Annotated in this window: 17 protein-coding genes; 5 read left to right on the top strand and 12 right to left on the bottom strand. The window is 60.4% G+C overall.

The genetic code is table 11. The features are described from left to right. Positions 1 to 19 precede the first annotated feature (19 nt). Positions 20 to 481 (top strand): c-type cytochrome, encoded by a 462-nt coding sequence (locus IZV00_RS14725; protein ID WP_196227180.1) that lies wholly within the window; start codon positions 20 to 22, stop codon positions 479 to 481. Then, positions 481 to 1,173 carry a cytochrome b/b6 domain-containing protein gene (locus tag IZV00_RS14720; RefSeq protein ID WP_196227179.1) on the top strand — a complete coding sequence of 231 codons (693 nt, stop codon included), beginning with the start codon at positions 481 to 483 and terminating at the stop codon, positions 1,171 to 1,173. The genes IZV00_RS14725 and IZV00_RS14720 overlap by 1 nt, the downstream gene beginning before the upstream one ends. Positions 1,174 to 1,270: 97 nt before the next feature. On the opposite strand, the gene IZV00_RS14715 is transcribed toward IZV00_RS14720, so the two are convergent. The 12 genes from IZV00_RS14715 to IZV00_RS14660 all read right to left on the bottom strand — a co-directional run bounded on the left by IZV00_RS14715 (position 1,271) and on the right by IZV00_RS14660 (position 12,254). Continuing rightward, positions 1,271 to 1,603, bottom strand: a complete 333-nt coding sequence (locus tag IZV00_RS14715) for an SWIB/MDM2 domain-containing protein (RefSeq protein WP_196227178.1) — start codon at positions 1,601 to 1,603, stop codon at positions 1,271 to 1,273. 174 nt (positions 1,604 to 1,777) lie between these two features. Then, positions 1,778 to 2,149 (bottom strand): PaaI family thioesterase, encoded by a 372-nt coding sequence (locus IZV00_RS14710; RefSeq protein WP_196227177.1) that lies wholly within the window; start codon positions 2,147 to 2,149, stop codon positions 1,778 to 1,780. Continuing rightward, entirely contained in the window at positions 2,146 to 2,571 is a 426-nt protein-coding gene (locus IZV00_RS14705) for a PaaI family thioesterase (protein WP_196227176.1), read from the bottom strand. The genes IZV00_RS14710 and IZV00_RS14705 overlap by 4 nt, the downstream gene beginning before the upstream one ends. A 3-nt stretch (positions 2,572 to 2,574) precedes the next feature. Beyond that, on the bottom strand, positions 2,575 to 3,753 hold the full coding sequence (locus IZV00_RS14700; protein WP_196227175.1) for an acyl-CoA dehydrogenase family protein: 1,179 nt from the start codon (positions 3,751 to 3,753) through the stop codon (positions 2,575 to 2,577). Continuing rightward, positions 3,750 to 4,808: an acyl-CoA dehydrogenase family protein gene (locus tag IZV00_RS14695; RefSeq protein ID WP_196227174.1), complete on the bottom strand. Its 1,059-nt coding sequence runs from the start codon at positions 4,806 to 4,808 to the stop codon at positions 3,750 to 3,752. The genes IZV00_RS14700 and IZV00_RS14695 overlap by 4 nt, the downstream gene beginning before the upstream one ends. Positions 4,809 to 5,035: 227 nt before the next feature. Continuing rightward, the gene (locus tag IZV00_RS14690) at positions 5,036 to 5,521 is read right to left on the bottom strand and encodes an Lrp/AsnC family transcriptional regulator (protein ID WP_196227173.1); all 486 of its coding nucleotides are present in this window, start codon (positions 5,519 to 5,521) and stop codon (positions 5,036 to 5,038) included. Further along, on the bottom strand, positions 5,518 to 5,997 hold the full coding sequence (locus IZV00_RS14685) for an Lrp/AsnC family transcriptional regulator (protein WP_196227172.1): 480 nt from the start codon (positions 5,995 to 5,997) through the stop codon (positions 5,518 to 5,520). The genes IZV00_RS14690 and IZV00_RS14685 overlap by 4 nt, the downstream gene beginning before the upstream one ends. Before the next feature lie 127 nt (positions 5,998 to 6,124). Then, positions 6,125 to 6,886, bottom strand: a complete 762-nt coding sequence (locus tag IZV00_RS14680; protein WP_230463440.1) for an SDR family NAD(P)-dependent oxidoreductase — start codon at positions 6,884 to 6,886, stop codon at positions 6,125 to 6,127. A gap of 13 nt (positions 6,887 to 6,899) precedes the next feature. Beyond that, complete coding sequence (locus IZV00_RS14675; protein WP_196227171.1) at positions 6,900 to 8,405, bottom strand: amidase; 1,506 nt, start codon at positions 8,403 to 8,405, stop codon at positions 6,900 to 6,902. Positions 8,406 to 8,598: 193 nt separating this feature from the next. Next, positions 8,599 to 9,702: a Rieske 2Fe-2S domain-containing protein gene (locus tag IZV00_RS14670; protein ID WP_196227170.1), complete on the bottom strand. Its 1,104-nt coding sequence runs from the start codon at positions 9,700 to 9,702 to the stop codon at positions 8,599 to 8,601. 17 nt (positions 9,703 to 9,719) lie between these two features. Beyond that, complete coding sequence (locus IZV00_RS14665) at positions 9,720 to 10,589, bottom strand: amidohydrolase family protein (RefSeq protein WP_196227169.1); 870 nt, start codon at positions 10,587 to 10,589, stop codon at positions 9,720 to 9,722. 15 nt (positions 10,590 to 10,604) lie between these two features. Continuing rightward, a complete protein-coding gene (locus IZV00_RS14660) occupies positions 10,605 to 12,254 on the bottom strand; it encodes a class I adenylate-forming enzyme family protein (RefSeq protein ID WP_196227168.1) in 1,650 nt (549 codons plus the stop codon). Positions 12,255 to 12,691: 437 nt separating this feature from the next. Here IZV00_RS14660 and IZV00_RS14655 point away from each other — a divergent pair, with 437 nt between their 5' ends. From IZV00_RS14655 to IZV00_RS14645, 3 genes are all read left to right on the top strand, one after another. Next, positions 12,692 to 13,465 carry an SDR family NAD(P)-dependent oxidoreductase gene (locus tag IZV00_RS14655; protein WP_196227167.1) on the top strand — a complete coding sequence of 258 codons (774 nt, stop codon included), beginning with the start codon at positions 12,692 to 12,694 and terminating at the stop codon, positions 13,463 to 13,465. Positions 13,466 to 13,577: 112 nt separating this feature from the next. After that, positions 13,578 to 16,121 carry a TonB-dependent receptor gene (locus tag IZV00_RS14650; RefSeq protein ID WP_196227166.1) on the top strand — a complete coding sequence of 848 codons (2,544 nt, stop codon included), beginning with the start codon at positions 13,578 to 13,580 and terminating at the stop codon, positions 16,119 to 16,121. Between the two features lie 149 nt (positions 16,122 to 16,270). After that, positions 16,271 to 17,806 (top strand): right-handed parallel beta-helix repeat-containing protein, encoded by a 1,536-nt coding sequence (locus tag IZV00_RS14645; RefSeq protein WP_196227165.1) that lies wholly within the window; start codon positions 16,271 to 16,273, stop codon positions 17,804 to 17,806. The last annotated feature ends 24 nt before the right edge of the window (positions 17,807 to 17,830 follow it).

Genomic DNA, 17,830 nt, shown 5'->3' with positions numbered 1-17,830 from the left:
AGAAAGAATGAGGCAGAAGATGAAGCTTCCCTACTCCCTGGCTTTGGCAACCCTCGGCTTGGCCGCGAGCTACGCGGCCTATGCCGCCACACCTGCGGTGACCAACGCGATCAAGGCGCGCCAAGCCAGCTACAAGGAGATTGGCGGAGCTTTCAAAAGCATCAATGATGAGCTGAAGTCCGGATCACCCGACATGAACAGCGTCCGCCCGCTGGCGCGTGATATTGCCACTCGCGCCGCGTTGTTGCCCAAATATTTCCCGAAGGGCAGCGGTCCGGAATCCGGAATCAAGACACGCGCCAAGACCGAAATCTGGAAGGATAACGCTGCCTTCGTGAAGCTTCAGGGCGACATGATCACGGCTGCAAAGGCCCTGGATGCCGCCGCCGCCAGCGGCAATGTGGCCGGGCTTGGCGCGGCACGCACCAGCTTGGGTGGCACCTGCAAAAGCTGCCACGATCGTTTCCGCGCGGAGCTTTGATGGTGGATGCGGAAGTGAGCGGCGCGCCGGTGCGCCTGCGTATCTGGGATCTGCCGATCCGCTTGTTTCACTGGACGCTGGTGCCGCTGCTGGGTTTCGCCTGGTGGGCCGCTGAAGAGCGAATGCTGGATTGGCATCGGCTCGCCGGTTACAGCATTTTTGCGCTGCTGCTCTTCCGTCTGATCTGGGGTTTCGCGGGCAGCAGCACGGCCCGTTTCTCCAACTTCGTTGGCGGCCCATCAACACTCCTTCGCTATATCCGCGGCCATATGTTCAATCGGGCCGCGACGCCAGCCGCTGGCCATAATCCGGTTGGCGGCTGGAGTGTGATCGCGATGATCACCATCCTCGCAGTGCAGGTGGGGCTCGGCTTCTTTTCTGTGGATATCGACGGCATGGAGTCCGGTCCCTTTTCCTATCTGGTCGATTTCGAAACCGGCCGCGTCGCTGCGGAATGGCACGCCTTCATCTTCAACGCCATCCTTGCCCTCACCGCTCTTCATGTCGTGGCCGTTCTTTTCTATCTGATCCATCGGCGCGACAATCTTGTCGGACCAATGATCATCGGAACGCGGAAATGGTCAGGGGATCGGCCAACGCTGCGGTTCGCATCGGCCTGGAGCGCGCTTATTATCTTCCTGCTGATTGCGGGAGGAACATGGTTGTTGATCGCCCAGTTCGGCCGGGCCTGACACGCAACCCGCGCTAATGCGCTGTAAGGAAGGCCCTCTTCGCATTCAGCGCAGAGGGCCTTCCTCTCATTTCAGGCAGGTCGTCTGAATATCCATCTCAAGCCTTGAGATGCTTCGCCAAATGCTTGTTCATTTCGAACATGCTGGCCTTCTTGCCTCCGAATATCTTTTCCAGCTTGTCATCGGCCAATATCTCTCGCTTGTCCTTCGGATTTTGGAGGTCATTTGTCTTTATGTAGGCCCAGATCTTCTTGACCACTTCGCTTCGCGGAATCTTGCTATCGCCAATAATGTCGGCCAGCTCAGGAGAGGGCGTAACCGGCGCGGTGATCCCTCCGCGCGCGCCACCTGTGGCCTTGCCTGTCTTCTTTACCTTGGCGACAGCCGCTTTGGTTTCCTTTTCGCCACGCTGCTCACGAGTCTGCGCCATGAACTTCTCCCTTGCTGGTCGCTAGAGGGTTGATGATCATGCCAAGTCATGAGCGACGAAAAAGTTGCCTGTCATGCGTCAATCAAGGCCCCCTTCTCCCGGCATCGGCCACATAAGCATCCCGATCGCCAGGCGATTTTGGTCGACCGACCATGTTGGCCTGCGCCCTTTGCTTCAGTCCAGCAGCAGGTGCATGCGACCCGTCGCTATGGGCTTGTCCCGATCCGCCTGCCAGCAAATGGCATCGGCGTTCACTACCCTTCGCCCCACACGGATAAGCCGGGCCTGCGCATAGCTGTCCACCATCAGTCCACCGCGCAGGAAGTCGAACGACATGTTCATCGGCTTGGGCCAGGGCTCCCTCCGATCCTGCGCGACGGCCTCAAGACATGCGAGTTCCAGCAGACTGGCGATGACGCCACCATATAGAAAACCCGACCGTCCTTCGAGCGAAGGAGCAGCGGGCATCATCAGGACGGCGGTATCGCCATCCAGCACAACGCTCCGGATGCCCAGCATCTGCGCATAGGGAGTGCGAACGATCATGACTCGTCGGTGAAAAAGAAGCTGGCGGTTGCCGTGGCGATCGGCGCTTGCGGGTCACCATCATGAACATCGCAACGGGTGAAAGCGACCTTGCGCGTTATATGATGGCAATGGGCGCGCGCGTGCAGGCTGTGCCCTGCCCTTGCTGGCCGCAGATAATCGATATGCAGGTCGAGCGTAGCCATCCCACGCCACTGCCGCGTGCGCGCGATGATCGCGGAACCTGCTGCCGCATCGACCAGCGATATGATCGGCCCGGACGATACCAGGCCCGCATCGGCATCCATCAGAAACTCGGGAGCGAAAGGACAAGCCAACTCCGCCCAATCCGCCCCGTGATCTACAGTATATATGCCCAGCAACGCATGATGTCCCCGCGGCGGCAGGTTCTTCAATCGCTCAAAGGCATCTTCCTCCTCCACCGATCAGGCGTTCCCGCGCGGTTCACGCGGCAGGCCCAGCCCCCGCTCCGCGATCAGGTTACGCTGAATCTGGTTGGTGCCACCGTAAATGGTGTCGGCCCGAGAGAAGAGGAACAGATTGGGCAGCGTATCCCATTCATATTCGGCATGATCGCTGATCTCGCCGCCTTGGCCCAGCACGTCCATGGCGAGTTCCCCAAGGTCGCGGCGCCAACTCGCCCACTGAATCTTGTAGGTCAGCGCCGCGCCGTCGATCTTGGAATGATCGGTTTGCGACAGCATGCGCAAGGCTCCGTAACGCATCAGACGCAGGCCCACTTCCGCTTTGGCGAGACGCTGACGGATCAAGGGATCATTCGCCGCTCCATTGGCCTTGGCCGCCGCGATGATCTCATCCAGTTCATTGCGGAATCCCATTTGCTGACCCAGCGTCGACACGCCCCGCTCGAATGCCAGCAGGCCCATCGCGATCCGCCACCCATCGCCCACCGCGCCGATCAGGCTGTCGGCCGGACACCGCGCATCGGTGAAGAAGGTTTCGTTGAACTCCGCATCGCCATTGATCTGGCGGATACCGCGTATCTCGATACCCGGCTGGTCGATCGGCATCATCAGGAAGGTGAGGCCCTTCGGCCCCTGCGACCCTTCCTCCGTCCGCGTCACGACGAAGATCCAGTCGGAAATATGAGCAAGGCTCGTCCAGATTTTCTGGCCGTTCACCACCCATTCGCCGTCTTCAAGCCGCGCCTTCGTTCTCACGCTGGCAAGGTCCGAACCGGCATTGGGCTCCGAAAAGCCCTGACAGAAGATCGTCTTGCCGCCCGCAATGCCCGGCAGAAAGCGCTGCTTCTGCTCCTCGGTGCCGAATGTCAGGATTGTGGGACCAGCAAGCTCGATGCCGATATGGTTGACGCGCCCCGGAACGCCCGCACGGGCATATTCCTCGGCAAAGATTACCTGCTGCGCCAATGTTGCGTCGCGCCCGCCCCATTGCGATGGCCACCCGATGCAGGACCAGCGATGCGCGGCAAGCTGCTGCTCCCACTCCTTGCGCCGTTCCGGGCTGCCGGTCAGCTTGGTGATGCCCTTGATGTCGCGAAATTCGCCCGCCATCTGACCGTTCAACCAGTCCGCGCACTCCTGCCGGAACAACTCCTCTTCTGGAGAAAATCCGAGTTTCATGCCGCTTCTCCCAGAATCATCGTGGCGATCTTCTCACGATGCCCGACATTGGTGCCCAGCATCGTCTGAAGCGCACGGGCGCGCTTGAAAAACAGATGCGCGTCATGCTCCCAGGTGAAACCGATGCCGCCGTGCAGCTGGATCATGTCACCGGCGCAGCGGAAATATGTGTCGGTGGCAAAGGATTTGGCGGCATGAATGGCCATCTCCGCCTCTTCGGCACTCTCATCCACGGCGCAGGCGGCCCAATATACCGCCGACCGAGCCTGCTCGATCTCCACCATCATGTCCGCCAGCCTGTGCTTATAGGCTTGGAACGACCCAATCGGCCGACCGAACTGGATACGCTCCTTGGAATAATCGACGGTCCGGTCGAGGCACGCCTGCGCGCCGCCCAACGCTTCCGCCGCTGCGGCGATGAACCCAGCGCGATGGACAGCGGCCAGCGCCGCCACCGGGTCAGCAAGCCGCTCCCCCGCCACATTGTCCAGCTGCACATGAGCCAAGGGCCGGGTCTGGTCCATGCTCGTCTGGCTCGCCACGCTGACGCCCGGGGCATCCGCGCGGACAATCCAGACCTGCCGCATGTCGGTCACTACGAACATGTCGGCAGAGGCGCCATGAGCGACGAACCGCGATCCGCCCGTCAGCCGGTCGCCATCCGACCGGATGTCCGCACCATAGAAATAACCGCCAATCACCTCTCCAGAGATCAGGCGCGGCAACCACTCATTCTGCTGCTCCGCATCACCGCCAGCCGCAAGCGCCTGAGCCGCTTGCACGAGACTGCTCAGCATGGGCAATGCCGCCACCTGAGCACCTGCCGCCTCAGCGATGATCGCCAGCTCGACCATGCCTAGGCCCGCGCCGCCAGCGCTTTCCGGAAGTCCGATGCCCGATAGCCCCAGTTCCTGACAGAAAGCCTGCCAAAGCGCCCGGTCGATGCCGTCGCCCGCCATCGCGTTGCGCGTGCGCTCGCTGGTGGCATTCTCGGCGAAGAAGCTGCGCGCCGTCTCCGCGATCATTTGTTGTTCGTCGGTAAATGCGAATTCCATCTCGGCCGCCTTTAAATATGCTGGCGGAGATCCTTGCCCCGACACCCAACGGTGCGAGACATCAGCCATCCAATGACGCGGCGGCCCTCTCCTGCCATTGACGATCGGCAGTCATATACTGCCAAACGCCGTTCACATCCTGCTATATGAGCTTATTTTCCTTTTCAAGCGCTCATATGCGGAATTTGAAAATATTGAAATTCCGAATTTGATTGTTCAACTTGAATTTATGAACTGCTAGCCGTCTGTGCGTCGGTGATCCGAACTACGCGGTTGCTGAACTTCACAGTCCTGACCGCCAGGGAGGTTTCGACGTGATTCACACCCTCCATCGACAGGATCTGCCCCGATGCCATCTTGTGAAGGTTGTCGAGGTCATCATACAGGCATGTCGCCATGATGTTACACGGCCCCAAAGTGATCATCACAGCCTTAACCAGCGGTATATGCGCGATCTCACGCGCGATCTGGCGGACATGGCTGACATCCGCCTGCACCGCGACGAAAGCCACATTGGTCGCCTTCTCCAGCTTCAAGCCCGTCAGCGCGGTGAAGGCGATGAGCTTTTCCTGCTGCAACCGCTTGATGCGGCCCCTAACGGTGCCCTCGTTCACGCCAAGATCGGCCGCGATCTTGCGGTTGGAAACGCGCGCATCCTGCGCCAATATGTCGATCAGCTGGTGGTCCAGCTCGTCGAGATCAGGCCTCCTCATGCAAGCCTCCTGCGATCGATCGGGGCGGTGTCCAAGCCATAGCGGACGATGTCGAGCCCGATCGCAGGCGTCATCGATCTTATTCCCCGCACCTTCGACAAACGATCCGTGATCAACGAGGGAAGCTCATCAATGTCACGGAGCGTCAAGAGCAGGCTGATCTCATAATTACCCGTCACCAGATGCGCAGCGAAGACTTCAGGAAATACAGCCAGTTCTTCCGCTACATCCAATGCCGACCGGCCACTCACCTGAACCGCCAGGTGGATGAGGACATGATAGCCATGCACCGCAAAATCGGACACGGCCACAACGCGCAGCATCCCCGCATCCTCCATCCGCCGAATGCGCGTCGAAACTGTGGAAGCGATCAGGTTGAGGGATTCCGCGATCTGCTGATTGGTCGCCCGGCCATTTTGCCGCAGCTGTTCGACAATCTTCCGGTCCGTCTCGTCGAACGCAAACGTCTCGCTCATATACCCACTCAACCTCTTTCAACCGCTGCTCTTGCCAGCAAAGGGCCAGAAGGTCGAATCGAAAGCGCATCTTCCGGCCAGCAGCATCGCCAGCACCACCCAAGGATTGGAAGCAGGGAGCATGCCATCAGTCTCGCAAAAGCGATCCGCCATTCACATGCCAAAGCTGCCCGTTTACCCATTCCCCGTCGTCGGAAGCGAGGAAAGCAACCGCACCCGCAATGTCGTCGGGCTTGCCGAGGCGGCGGTGCGGCAAATTCTCCAGCATCCCATCCACATAATCCTGCGTCAGATGCTGGGCGACCGCTTCGGTCAGGACGACGCCAGGGCAAATGCCGTTGGCGCGGATGCCCTGCTTACCGAACTTGCGGGCAACATGCCGGACGAGCGCATGCAGCGCATTCTTCGTCATGGGATAGGCTACCTGCATAGGATTGCCCGAAATGGCGGCACCCGATGAGGTATAGATCATCGCGCCACCCCCACGCTCCAGCAGCACTGGAAGCGCCGCCTGGGTCGCCAGGAAATGGCTCTTGGCGTTGATGGCGAAGGACCGATCCAGCACCTCTTCCGAACAGTTCAGCACATCGATGTCCCCTTCGGTGCTACCCGCCAGATTGCTGTGGTAGAAGTCGAGCCGCCCGAACTCGGACAAGGCGGCCTCAACGATCGCCGCCTGAGACGCCGCCTTCGTGCCGTCAAGCACCACGCCGATCGCCCGTCCGCCCTGCTCGCGAATGGCGCGCGCGGTCCCTTGCGCCCACTCGCCGACAATGTCGCCGATCACGACTGATGCCCCTTCGGCCACCAGCCGCCGCGCCGTCGCCGCGCCAATACCGCGCCCGCCGCCCGCGACGATCCCCGCCTTGCCTTCCAATCCGCGCATCATATTCTCCAATATATCAAATCGCCGGGCGCCTGTTCTTCCACGGCGCGGCGCCTTCCAACTGCCCGGCTAGGCGAAACAGCAGCGCCTCGTCGCCATAGCGTCCCGTAAACATCACCCCGATCGGCAGACCCGCCGATGACATGGCGAGCGGCACCGACATGGCAGGCTGGCCGGTCATGTTTGCAACCTGGGTAAAGGGCGAGAAGACCGCCGCGCGTTGTCCCCACGCCGCAAAATCGACATCAGGCGTCAGGTTGATCTGCCCCAGCTTCAGCGGCGGGGCGGCCAATGTCGGCGATAGGATCACGTCATAATTCGCCATGAACTGCGCCATGGCGATCGCCGCCGCCTGGAGCGTGTTGTTAGCGCGGGCAAAGTCCATGCCGGTCGCCTTCTGCCCATAGCCGACAAAGCCCAGCGTAATCGGCTCCAGCACATCCGGCCCGATCGCGATGCCGGTCGCCTTCGCGCGATCCATCATGTCCGCAGCCACCGACGAACCGATCAGCACGAAACTCGCCGCCCCCATCGCCGCAATGTCCAGCTTGGGCGCTGCTTCCTCGACATGATGACCCAGGCTCTCGCACAACCGCGCCGCCTTGCGCGCCGCTTCCACGCATTCCGGGTCGACGGGCGAACCGGCAGGCGCATTCAGCATCAACGCTATCCGCAACCGTCCGGGAGCCTGCCCCACTTGCGACAGGAAAGTCTCGCCCGGCGTCGGCGCGGCATAGCGGCTGCCCGGCTCCGGTCCCTGCGTCGCATCCAATATGGCGGCGGAGTCCCGAACGCTGCGGGTGACGGCATGATGCACAGACAGTCCACCCCAGCCTTCTGTGCGCGGCGGTCCCATCGGTACGCGCCCCCGGCTAGGCTTCAATCCGAACAGCCCGCAACAGGACGCCGGAATGCGGATCGACCCGCCGCCGTCGGTCGCGTGCGCGGCGGGCAGTACGCCTACAGCCACCGCTGCTGCTGCACCGCCCGACGATCCGCCAGTGATCCGGCTCACGTCCCAAGGGTTGCGCGTGTCGCCCGTCAGCTTGTTCTCGGTCGTGCCGGTCAGTCCCAATTCCGGCACCGTAGTCTTGCCGAAGATGACAAAGCCCGCCTTCTCAATGCGCCGCACCAGCTCGGACGTCACTTCAGGCTTGTAGCCCTTATAGAAGCGGCTGCCATTCTCCGTCGGCAGGCCCGCAATATAGGTATTCAGGTCCTTCAGCAGCCAGGGAACGCCGCTAAACGGCCCTTGCGGCAAACCCTTGGCGATCGCAGCACGGCCATAATCATAATGTTTCTGCGCAAGGAAGTTGAACCGCGGATTCAGCGCCTCCGCCTTCCCGATCGCCTCCTCCAGCAACTCGCCGGGCGAAACCTGCTTCTTGGCGACAAGTTCAGCCAGACCCATGGCGTCATGCGTGTCGAGCGGAGTGGAGCGCGGCGTCGCAGCCTTGCCAGTGCCCGCCAGCCCCACAAGCGCCGCACCGCCTGCCACTGTTTCCCGGCGTGTCATGTCCATTTCTATCTCTCCAAGAGGTTCCTTTGGCGTGACAGCCATAGGGGATCATCCACCCCCGCCCCGTTCGCCCTGAGCCTGTCGAAGGGCCTCACTCTCTTTTTGAAGAAGAAGAGGGCTTCTACATTCGAATGAGACAAGCGGCTCGTTCGAACAGCCCGAACGGGCCTGGTGGGTGCAATGGACGTAATCCGCGCTATGCCTCTGCCGCCGCATCCCGATCCGCATAATAGCGTGCATAATATTTGCGGAATTGCGGGATCGGGCCGTCACCATCGCAGATGATCGGGTTCGGCTCGAACTTCTGCCGGTCCCACACCACCTTGTCCTGATCGAACTGCTTGCAGATGTCGCGGATGATCGCCTTGGCAACGCCCGCCCGCTCGCCTTCCGCCTGCGCCTTGGGCTGGGTGAAGCAAAAGCGGACATGCACATGATCCAACTCAACCGGAGCCAGGCAGGCAACCAGCAGCGTCTCCGAAATGCCGGTGAAGCGCGTCCAGCTTTGCCCCGGCCCCATCGTGTCATAGCTGATGCAGCCATCGACCTCGCCCCAGGGCGTGCCCATCTTGGCCTTTACATCCGCGCCCCGGCCCCACTCGCCCCAGCGCAACTCACCCAACGGCACATTGGCCGTGCCGTGAATGAACCGGAAATGCGCAACGTCCACGCCATTTTCCGCCATATTCTGGAGCGAACCCCAGACATTCCACTCGTGGACCTCGTAATCGGTCCATTCAGGGTCGCTCGCCTCCGGCAGTACTGCCACATCGAACAGCGGCGCTTCATCCTGTGGATGATACCAGGCCCAGATAAAGCGGTTCGCTTCGGTAATGTGCCAGTTGCGCGTGCATTTGCGCTTCACCTGCGGCGGGATGTTGCGGGCATAGGGAACCTCCTTCACCACCGCCTCGTCACCATCATAGCGCCAGGCGTGGAAAGGGCACTCCAGCAAATTGCCATGCACCTTGCCGCCATGGCCCATATGCGCGCCCAGATGCTTGCAATAGGCGTCCAGCATGCGGATCTTGCCATCTTCGCCGCGCCAGATCGCCAAATCCTTGGAGAAGTAACGCAACGGCTTCACCTCGCCGACCTGCAATTCCGAAGAGAGCAGGATCGGATACCAGCCAAAAGGAATGCCGATATTAAGATTACGCTCTTCGATAGATGCGCGATCCTTGACCTCGGCCAGCCGCCAATCGAGCAGGTCCTGCCCTTTCAGCTTCTCAAGGATCTGCCATACGGCGACAGGCGGGGTGCGCGCGTCGGATGCGGCGGCGGTTTCGGGGTTGGACATGGAAAAGCTCCGTCAGATTATTTGAGGTCAAAGACCTTGAGGGCGTTTTCACGCAGGAATTTCGGCCAGACTTCGTCCTTGAAGGGGACGTTTTGCATGTCGCTGAAGATCCGTTCCAAGCTGAGTCCCATGGGGAAGTACCCAGCATAGATGATCTTGTCCGCGCCGCGCGTATTGGCATAGTCGATGATCGCCTTGGGATAGTGCTTTGGCGCAAAGGCGCTGGTCGAATAATAAAGGTTAGGCCATTTCAGCATCAGCTTGACGGCCAGAGCCTCCCACGGCTCCGCGCCATGGCGCATGACGACTTTCAGGTCAGGGAAGAACCAGCAAACCTCATCTAGATGCTCGACCTTTTGCGTTTCCATCGGAATACGCGGACCCGGAATACCGGCATTCAGCAGCACAGGCAGACCCAGTTCGGCGGCAACCGTGTACAGCGGGAACATATATTTATGATTGATCGCCACCTGCGGCAGCGTGCCCGCCGGGAACACGCTAATCGCCGACAGGCCTACTTCGGCGTGGATACGCTTGATCCGCCTGACTTCTTCCATGCCCTTATTGGGATCGCACGGCAGGTCGAAGAAGAAACGGTCGCCATACATCTCCTTCGCGCGGTAGGACTTCGCATTGTCGCTCCATCCGACCAGCGCCTTGTCGATGCCGTATTGGTCCATCTGCTCGACGGTCCAGGACACGAAATCATCGACCTTGCCGGTCTGCGGAATGTCCTTGAACATATATTGCGCGGGCATCGCGAACTGCTGGAGCGTCTGCTGATCCTTGATCAGCGGCCGGAACGGATCGAACCAAGCGGAACGGTCTTCCGCCTCCGGAATCCCAAGCATGCAGTCGATTATCTTTATGTCCTTGGGCATGCCCATGAGGAACTCTCCTGTTCAGTTGTTTTCGGCCAGCTCGGGCCAGAGCGCACGAAGCGCGATCTTGTTGATTTTCTGCGACTGGTTGCGCGGCAGAGGATCGCGCGAGAAAGCCACGCGCACGGGCGCCTTGTACGGCGCGAGCCTGCCCGCCACCCAATCGATGATGCTACGTTCATCCAGGCCATCCGCATGCACCACGGCGACCAGCGCCTCGCCCAGCCGCTCGTCCGCGATCCCAAACGTCGCGCATTCAGTGATTTGCGGCATTTCGCTCAGGACACGCTCGACTTCGGCGCAATAGATATTCTCGCCGCCCGAAATCACCATGTCCTTGGCGCGATCGACGATGAAGATATAGCCGTCCTCATCCTGATAGCCGATGTCGCCGGTGCGCAGCCAGCCATCGGGCGTAAGGCTCTTTGCCGTATCCTCCGGCCTGTTCCAATAGCCATTCATGATCATGGCACTGCGCACGATGATCTCGCCGGTTTCATTGGGTCCACAGACCGCGCTGTCCTCGCGCTCGATCCGCAAATCTACCAGCGGCAACACCCGTCCCGCCGAAGCACGAGCCGCCAGAAAGTCCGCTCCCACGGCCTGCGCAATCGCGCCCGACGTTTCGGTCATGCCATAGCCGGTGCCGATCATCGCATGCGGGCATAGCTTCCGCACCTCTTCCAGCAGGTTGAGCGGCAGCGCCTGCCCGCCCGATCCAATGTTCCGCACGGAACTAAGGTCAGCATCTTTGCTGCGCGCGCGATGCACCATGTCCCACAACATGGTGGGAACAGTGGAAAGCTGCGTCACCCGCTCCCGCTCGATCAGGCGCACGGCCTCTTCCGCATCCCAGCGGCGCATGACGACGATCTTGCCGCCCGACAGGAACGGCGCAAGGAAGCCAGCACCCAGCCCCGAAATGTGAAAAAGCGGATAAACCAGCAAAATAGCCTGGGGCGGCACCTGCGCTGCGATGGCTTCCACCGGAACACCATATTCCCGCGCCATATTGTGCAGCACCATCATTCCGGTCAGCTGCGTGCCCAGCAATCCGGTAATCAGACTGCGGTGTGATAGCACCGCGCCCTTTACCCGCCCGGTCGTTCCCGATGTGAACAATATGGCGCACGGATCGCCCGGTCCCGCAGTCGCATTGTTCGCAATCGGTGACGTCTCATCACCCAATGGCTGCGTCACGTCGATCAGACGCCCCGCATAGCCTCCGTCGCGCAGCAACGCCGCTCTTTCAGTGTCCGCCAGAACAAGGTCCGGCGTAACCTCCTCGACCATGGTATGAAGTTCGGCGGGCGACCCGCGGCTGTTGAGCAATGCCGCAACGCCGCCCTGCTTCACAACCGCCAGAAACGCCACCACCCACTCCGCGCGGTTGCGCATGCAGATTGCGACCCGCTGCCCCCGCTCGACGCCCAACCGGGCGGCCAACTGATCCCGCCAAGCGAACATGTCCGCAAAACTCAGCCGCCGCTCACCCGTCGGCCCGTCAAAATCAACGATACAGACCTGCTCTCCGAAGCGGCGCGCGCCTTCTATCAATTGATTGAGGTCCGACGGCGCGTTCACGAAAAAGCGCAGCCCATCCTGCTCGCCAATTTCAAAAGGCGTGCCTGGCGCGGTGACTGTCGCGAAAATTGGGTCGATCTTGCTCATGCTATCCTTGGGGATCACTCTACCGCCGTGGAATTTATCGACGAGAGTTGGAGCCGGAGCCGCAGCCCCCGCTCATTCCCGACATCCTCCATCCTCGACTCGTCGCCTGCTTTTGTTGAAGCCAACTTTATTCCCTCATTCGCGTAATTCAACAATATTATTTTTCCGCATGTATCAGACTGCCATTCATACTGCTTCCGCAAGCGAGGAAGTCGCTGAAATGCCCTGAAACCAAAATGATTTTCGCGCTATCCCGGCTTGAATGATAGCGGATCGCGACATCGTTACGATGCCATCATATATCCTCTACGACGCCGCGAAACATCCATATTCGGAATTTATAGATTTACAAATTACGAATTCTGAATGATCCTGAGTCGCATCGCACCGGTTTCGGCAAGAGTGTGATTCTGTTTAGGTGAGGTTCTGGACGTCGAATGAGCGAGGATTTTCAAGGCCGCGTCGCCATCATCACAGGCGGCAGCGATGGCATCGGCTTCGCGACCGCCGCCCTGTTGGCGCAGCGCGGCGCTCAGGTCGTCATCTGCGGCCGCAGGCAGGCGCTGCTCGACAGCGCGCGCGACAGCATCGCCGCACAAGGCGGCCGGATCGAAGCAATCCAACTCGACGTCACCGACACCGATGCCCTTGCGGCAATGGTCGAAGGCACCGCGCAACGATATGGGCGCCTCGACATGCTCGTGAACAACGCCATGTCCACCCATTATGCGCCGATCACCAAACTGACGCTGGAACATTGGCGCAAGGATTTCGCCGTCAACAGCGACGCCGCCTTCGTCAGCACCAAGGCTGCCCTGAAAGTAATGGCTCAGGCGGCCAAGGGATCGATCGTCAATATCGCCTCAACCTGCGGCATCCGCGCGACCGTGAACATGGCAAGCTATTCCGCCTCCAAGGCCGCGCTCATCCACTTCACGGCCGCCGCCGCGATGGAGGCTGCGCCACTCGGCATCAGGATAAACGCGATCATTCCCGGCCAGGTGCAAACCGCACCCACCGAACTGTTCTCGGCACGCGCAGCGGACACTGCCGCCCGTACAACGGCCGCCATACCCATGAAACGTGGGGGCCAGCCCGAAGAACTGGCTCACGCCATCGTTTTCATGTTGTCCGACGCCGCAAGTTACATCACGGGAACAGCTCTACCCGTCGATGGCGGGAAGGCGGCTCAACTTTACATGCCGAGCTGAGGCCCAAACCAGCGACATCCAGAACTGAATAGTCCGGCACACGCAAATAGACTTCGGCGCGTCCGCATTCGTCACAACTACGAACCTTATAATATCTATGGGAGAGATATTGATGGCCAAGACATATACATGTGCAGCGCTACGACTGATCATTGGGGTCAGCGGCTTGGCTCTTGCCAGCCAATCAATGGCGCAGACCGCCGCGACGCCTTCGGAGCCGGGGCTCGATGAAATCGTCGTCACTGCCCAGAAGCGGGCCCAAAATCTTCAGGATGTCCCCATCGCCATCAGCGCGATCAGCTCTGAAAAGGTGGAACAGCTCGGCATTCGCGACAGCCGGGACCTCAGCGGCCTTTCTCCAAACGTCGTAGTGACGCAGGGCACCACCAGCAACAGCGCGGCGGTCTTTTCCATGCGCGGCATCTCGAACGGCGGCAGCGAAAGCTTCGGCATCGATGCTGCCAACGGCCTTTACGTGGACGGCGTCTATATCGCGCGCGGCGGTGCCATGGGCCTTAGCGTCATGGACATTGAACGGGTGGAGGTTCTGCGCGGGCCGCAGGGCACCCTGTTCGGCCGCAATACAACGGGCGGCGCGATCCACTTCATTTCCCGCGCGCCCTCATCCACCTTCCGGCTGAAGGCGGAGGCTGGCTACGGCAATTTCAACGCCTGGAACGGCAAAATTTCCCTCGATCCCGGCGAGATCGCAGGCATCTCAACCACCTTCTCCTACAGCCACAGCGAACGGGACGGGGTCATCGACAACATCCTGCAACCCCGCGACTCCCGCGATCCGGGTGCGCGCAAGTCCGACGCGTTTCGGGCTGGCGCCAAAATCGACCTGGGCGGGACCGGCAGCATCCAATATGTTTTCGACTGGAACCGTATCAAGGGCACGCCGCTCCCCTTCATCCTGACTCATGTGGCGGATGGCACGCCCATTGCCCCGATCACTGTCGATGGCCGACAGGCGCTGGTGACGCAGCAGGCACCGGTCGCTCAATATCTGGCGGGAGCGACCTTCGCCGATCCCGAATGCGCGGCACTGGCCACCCCCCGCCGCACCTACCGGCACGAAGTCTGCAACAACATCCTGAGCCGCGCCGTCGATAAGACCTGGGGTCATAACCTCCAAGTCCAGAATGATTTTGGCGGGTTCAAAGTCAAGTCGACCACAGGCTATCGTTTCTGGAACAGCGACTATGTAACCGATCTGGACGGCCTCGGCGCTTTCAGCGGCCCTGCATTCTCCAACGCAACATTGTTCAACGGCATGCCCGCGTCGCTGTTGCAGTTCATCCCCACCATCCCCGCCGCCGCCATTCCGTTCATCTCCGCAGCGCCTGTGCCAACCATCAGCCAGGATCTCTTCTCCGTCGATAACAGTCGGCGTCACAAGCAGTTCAGTCAGGAAATCGAAATCTCCGGCGACAGCAGCGCGCTCGACTGGGTCGTCGGCGGCTTCTATTTCTGGGAAAAGGGATCGGAGAATGGCCGTCAAAATAGCGGTTTCATTCTGGACACTAACTCGGTCTTCCTCGCCAATTTCGGCCCCCTTGGACCGGGCTTTGCCGCTGCCAACCCGGCCCGTTACCGGCTCGTCCAGACGCTTGCCCGGCTTGACTACACGACATCGAGCGAGAGCACTGCGGTCTATGGCCAATTCACCTTCTACCCGGGTGGTCGTGACAGTGGCATCCGCCTCACCGCTGGCGGCCGCTACACCTGGGACGAAAAGAAGATGATCCGTCTCCAGAACGGCGCAGTCCCGCCTCCCGTCCCTGAATATGGCGCTGCCAAATTCAGCAAGTTCACCTGGAACCTGATGGCGGGTTACGACGTCGCCGATGGCATCAACGTCTATGCGCGCGCCGCCACGGGCTATCGTTCGGGTGGCTTCAATTCTCAGGACCCCGCGCTCACCGGCACCAACCAGCTGGGCAGCTTTGAACCGGAGAAGGTGACCTCCTATGAAATCGGGGCAAAGACGGAATTGTTCAACCGCCGCCTGCGCCTGAACGTCGCGGCCTATCACAACATCTACGACAATCTGGCCGTTATCGGCCCCGTCACCGACGCTCCAGCGGGCACATTTGCCACCCGGATCATCAACGCGGGCAAGGTCGTCTATAATGGCGTCGAAGCCGAAGCGCAGGCGGTCCTTTCCGACAACTTCTCGATCGATGGCAGCATTGGCTATATCGACATAAAATATAAGGAGTTCCTGGCCGGACAGTCGCCCGTGGCCGGGGAGCCTGCGGTCAACATCGCGTCGATCGCAACGCCCGGCTATACGGCACCGCTGACCGCCAATGTGGCACTGAACGCGCAATTCCCGCTGAACTGGGGTAATGCAACCCTGCGTGGTCGGATCGGCTATACGCATGAAGACGGCAAATATAATTTCAGCAGCAGCCTCGGTTCCCCGTTCAACGAACAGATCAAGGGCGATAATATCGACCTGATCGACGCCCAGATCGGCATCGACGGCATTCCGCTGGGGACGGGCGAAGGCGAAGTCCGCCTGTGGGTGAAGAACCTCACCAACGCGAAGGATTTCGTTCGCGGCATCGACTTCGGCCAGCTCGGCTATGCGGGCGGATATTATGCCGAACCGCGAACTTACGGCATCACCGTCGGCGCCAAATTCTAACCCTTTTCGGGGCCATCCCGCCCTCCCATGCCCCGTCTCCTCCCGGAGGCGGGGCCTTTTTCTGCCTGACCTTGGCGATCATTTCACTTCGCATTCAGCCTCGTTGCGCTAAAACAAGAAACCGACCTAGCGCGAAGGGATCGCCGAACTTGCTGAAATCATTGGCCGCCGCATCCCTTCTTGCCCTGCCTTCAGGCTTCGTTGCGACAGCCAATGCCGAAACCTATTATGTGAGTTCCACGCTGGGCGACGACAGCTTCAACGGCACCTCACCAACGCAGCCTTGGCGCTCTCTCTCGCGCCTATCGACTTTCCCGCTGCAACCGGGCGATCAGGTCAAGCTGATGGCGGGATCGGTATGGCGGGAACCTCTCACCCTCACCCGATCGGGCAGTGAAAAGGCGCCCATCACCGTCACCTCTGACGGAACAGGCCCTCGCGCGCGGATTGATGCAGGCGGGGTTTCTCCCCATGCCGTCGGCATCATCAATGCGGATTATGTGACGGTCAGCGGTTTCGAAGTCACGAACGACAGCCCCCTTCCCGCCCACCGCACCGGCCTTCTCATATCAGCGGAGGATCGCGGCATCACGCGCGGCATCCGCATTCGGGACATGTACATTCACGATGTACGCGGGACCAACGACCGAAAGGATAATGGCGGCATAGTCTTCCGCGCCACCGGGCAAAAGCTGCCGACCCGGTTTGACGACCTCATCATCGAACGCAACATCGTCTGGCGCGTCGATCGATCCGGCATAGCCGGGATCAGCGATCAGGTGACGTCCTCCAACTGGTTCCCCAGCGAAAAAGTCGTCATCCGCGACAATTATGTGGAGGATGTTGGCGGCGACGGCATCGTACCGCGCGGCACCAATGGCGCGCTCATCGAACATAATATCGTGCGCTATGCGGGCAGTCGCGCGCCCGGCTATAATGCAGGCATCTGGCAATGGAGCACCGATAACAGCCTGATACAATTGAATGAGGCCGCCTATACCCGCACCCGCTATGATGGTCAGGGCTTTGATTCCGATTTCAACTCCCGCCGCACGACGTTCCTCTACAATTACAGCCATGACAATGCAGGCGGCTTTCTGCTCATCTGTTCGCCCGGCCAGGACGACAGCGCCAATATCGGCAATCACAAGACCGTCGCCCGCTTCAACGTCAGCCGCAATGACGGAACGCGCATATTCCAGATCGCAGGCAATGTGTCGGACGCGCTGATCGAGAAAAATGTCGTCCATGTCGGAAAGGCGATGGACGTGCAGATGGTCGTCGCGACCCAATGGGACGGATGGGCGCGCGGCGTCCGCTTCCGCAGCAATGTGTTCAAGGTTGCGGGGACTGCCCGCTACGGTAGCGAGATCGGGCGCAACGGCCCTGACTATCTGATCAAGGCGGGCTTTGACCCAGCGGAATCTTTCCGGTTCAAGGGCAACAGCTATTTGGGCAGCCATGTCGATGCCCCCGATGACGGGGCCGCCCAGATCGAAAGCAGCTATGAAGAACAGCCTGCGGACTGGCAGGTCCCCGTTTTCGACCCCGCCAAACCGGACGGCTTTCCCCAATATATCGAAAGCCATCGACTCTGGATGCTGGAAATGCTGCGCCGCGAACTCGGAACCTTCGTGAAACTGAAGCAGCCCCACCGCCTTCATGTTTCAGAAGTGCGGAGGTAGAGCATCTTGGCCACGCCACCTCTC

Origin of the sequence: Sphingobium sp. Cam5-1, from assembly GCF_015693305.1 — a bacterium.
Taxonomy (GTDB): domain Bacteria; phylum Pseudomonadota; class Alphaproteobacteria; order Sphingomonadales; family Sphingomonadaceae; genus Sphingobium.
The sequence above is the reverse complement of the archived record's forward strand: the minus strand, read 5'-3'. Positions and strand labels throughout refer to the sequence as shown.

Coding starts and splice junctions, on each gene's coding strand:
- IZV00_RS14690 (WP_196227173.1), bottom strand. CDS start 5,521: ATGAGGAGGCCTGATCTCGACGAGCTGGACCACCAGCTGATCGACATA.
- IZV00_RS14665 (WP_196227169.1), bottom strand. CDS start 10,589: ATGGGCATGCCCAAGGACATAAAGATAATCGACTGCATGCTTGGGATT.
- IZV00_RS14655 (WP_196227167.1), top strand. CDS start 12,692: ATGAGCGAGGATTTTCAAGGCCGCGTCGCCATCATCACAGGCGGCAGC.
- IZV00_RS14685 (WP_196227172.1), bottom strand. CDS start 5,997: ATGAGCGAGACGTTTGCGTTCGACGAGACGGACCGGAAGATTGTCGAA.
- IZV00_RS14715 (WP_196227178.1), bottom strand. CDS start 1,603: ATGGCGCAGACTCGTGAGCAGCGTGGCGAAAAGGAAACCAAAGCGGCT.
- IZV00_RS14675 (WP_196227171.1), bottom strand. CDS start 8,405: ATGGACATGACACGCCGGGAAACAGTGGCAGGCGGTGCGGCGCTTGTG.
- IZV00_RS14720 (WP_196227179.1), top strand. CDS start 481: ATGGTGGATGCGGAAGTGAGCGGCGCGCCGGTGCGCCTGCGTATCTGG.
- IZV00_RS14650 (WP_196227166.1), top strand. CDS start 13,578: ATGGCCAAGACATATACATGTGCAGCGCTACGACTGATCATTGGGGTC.
- IZV00_RS14725 (WP_196227180.1), top strand. CDS start 20: ATGAAGCTTCCCTACTCCCTGGCTTTGGCAACCCTCGGCTTGGCCGCG.
- IZV00_RS14660 (WP_196227168.1), bottom strand. CDS start 12,254: ATGAGCAAGATCGACCCAATTTTCGCGACAGTCACCGCGCCAGGCACG.
- IZV00_RS14680 (WP_230463440.1), bottom strand. CDS start 6,886: ATGATGCGCGGATTGGAAGGCAAGGCGGGGATCGTCGCGGGCGGCGGG.
- IZV00_RS14670 (WP_196227170.1), bottom strand. CDS start 9,702: ATGTCCAACCCCGAAACCGCCGCCGCATCCGACGCGCGCACCCCGCCT.
- IZV00_RS14695 (WP_196227174.1), bottom strand. CDS start 4,808: ATGGAATTCGCATTTACCGACGAACAACAAATGATCGCGGAGACGGCG.
- IZV00_RS14710 (WP_196227177.1), bottom strand. CDS start 2,149: ATGATCGTTCGCACTCCCTATGCGCAGATGCTGGGCATCCGGAGCGTT.
- IZV00_RS14700 (WP_196227175.1), bottom strand. CDS start 3,753: ATGAAACTCGGATTTTCTCCAGAAGAGGAGTTGTTCCGGCAGGAGTGC.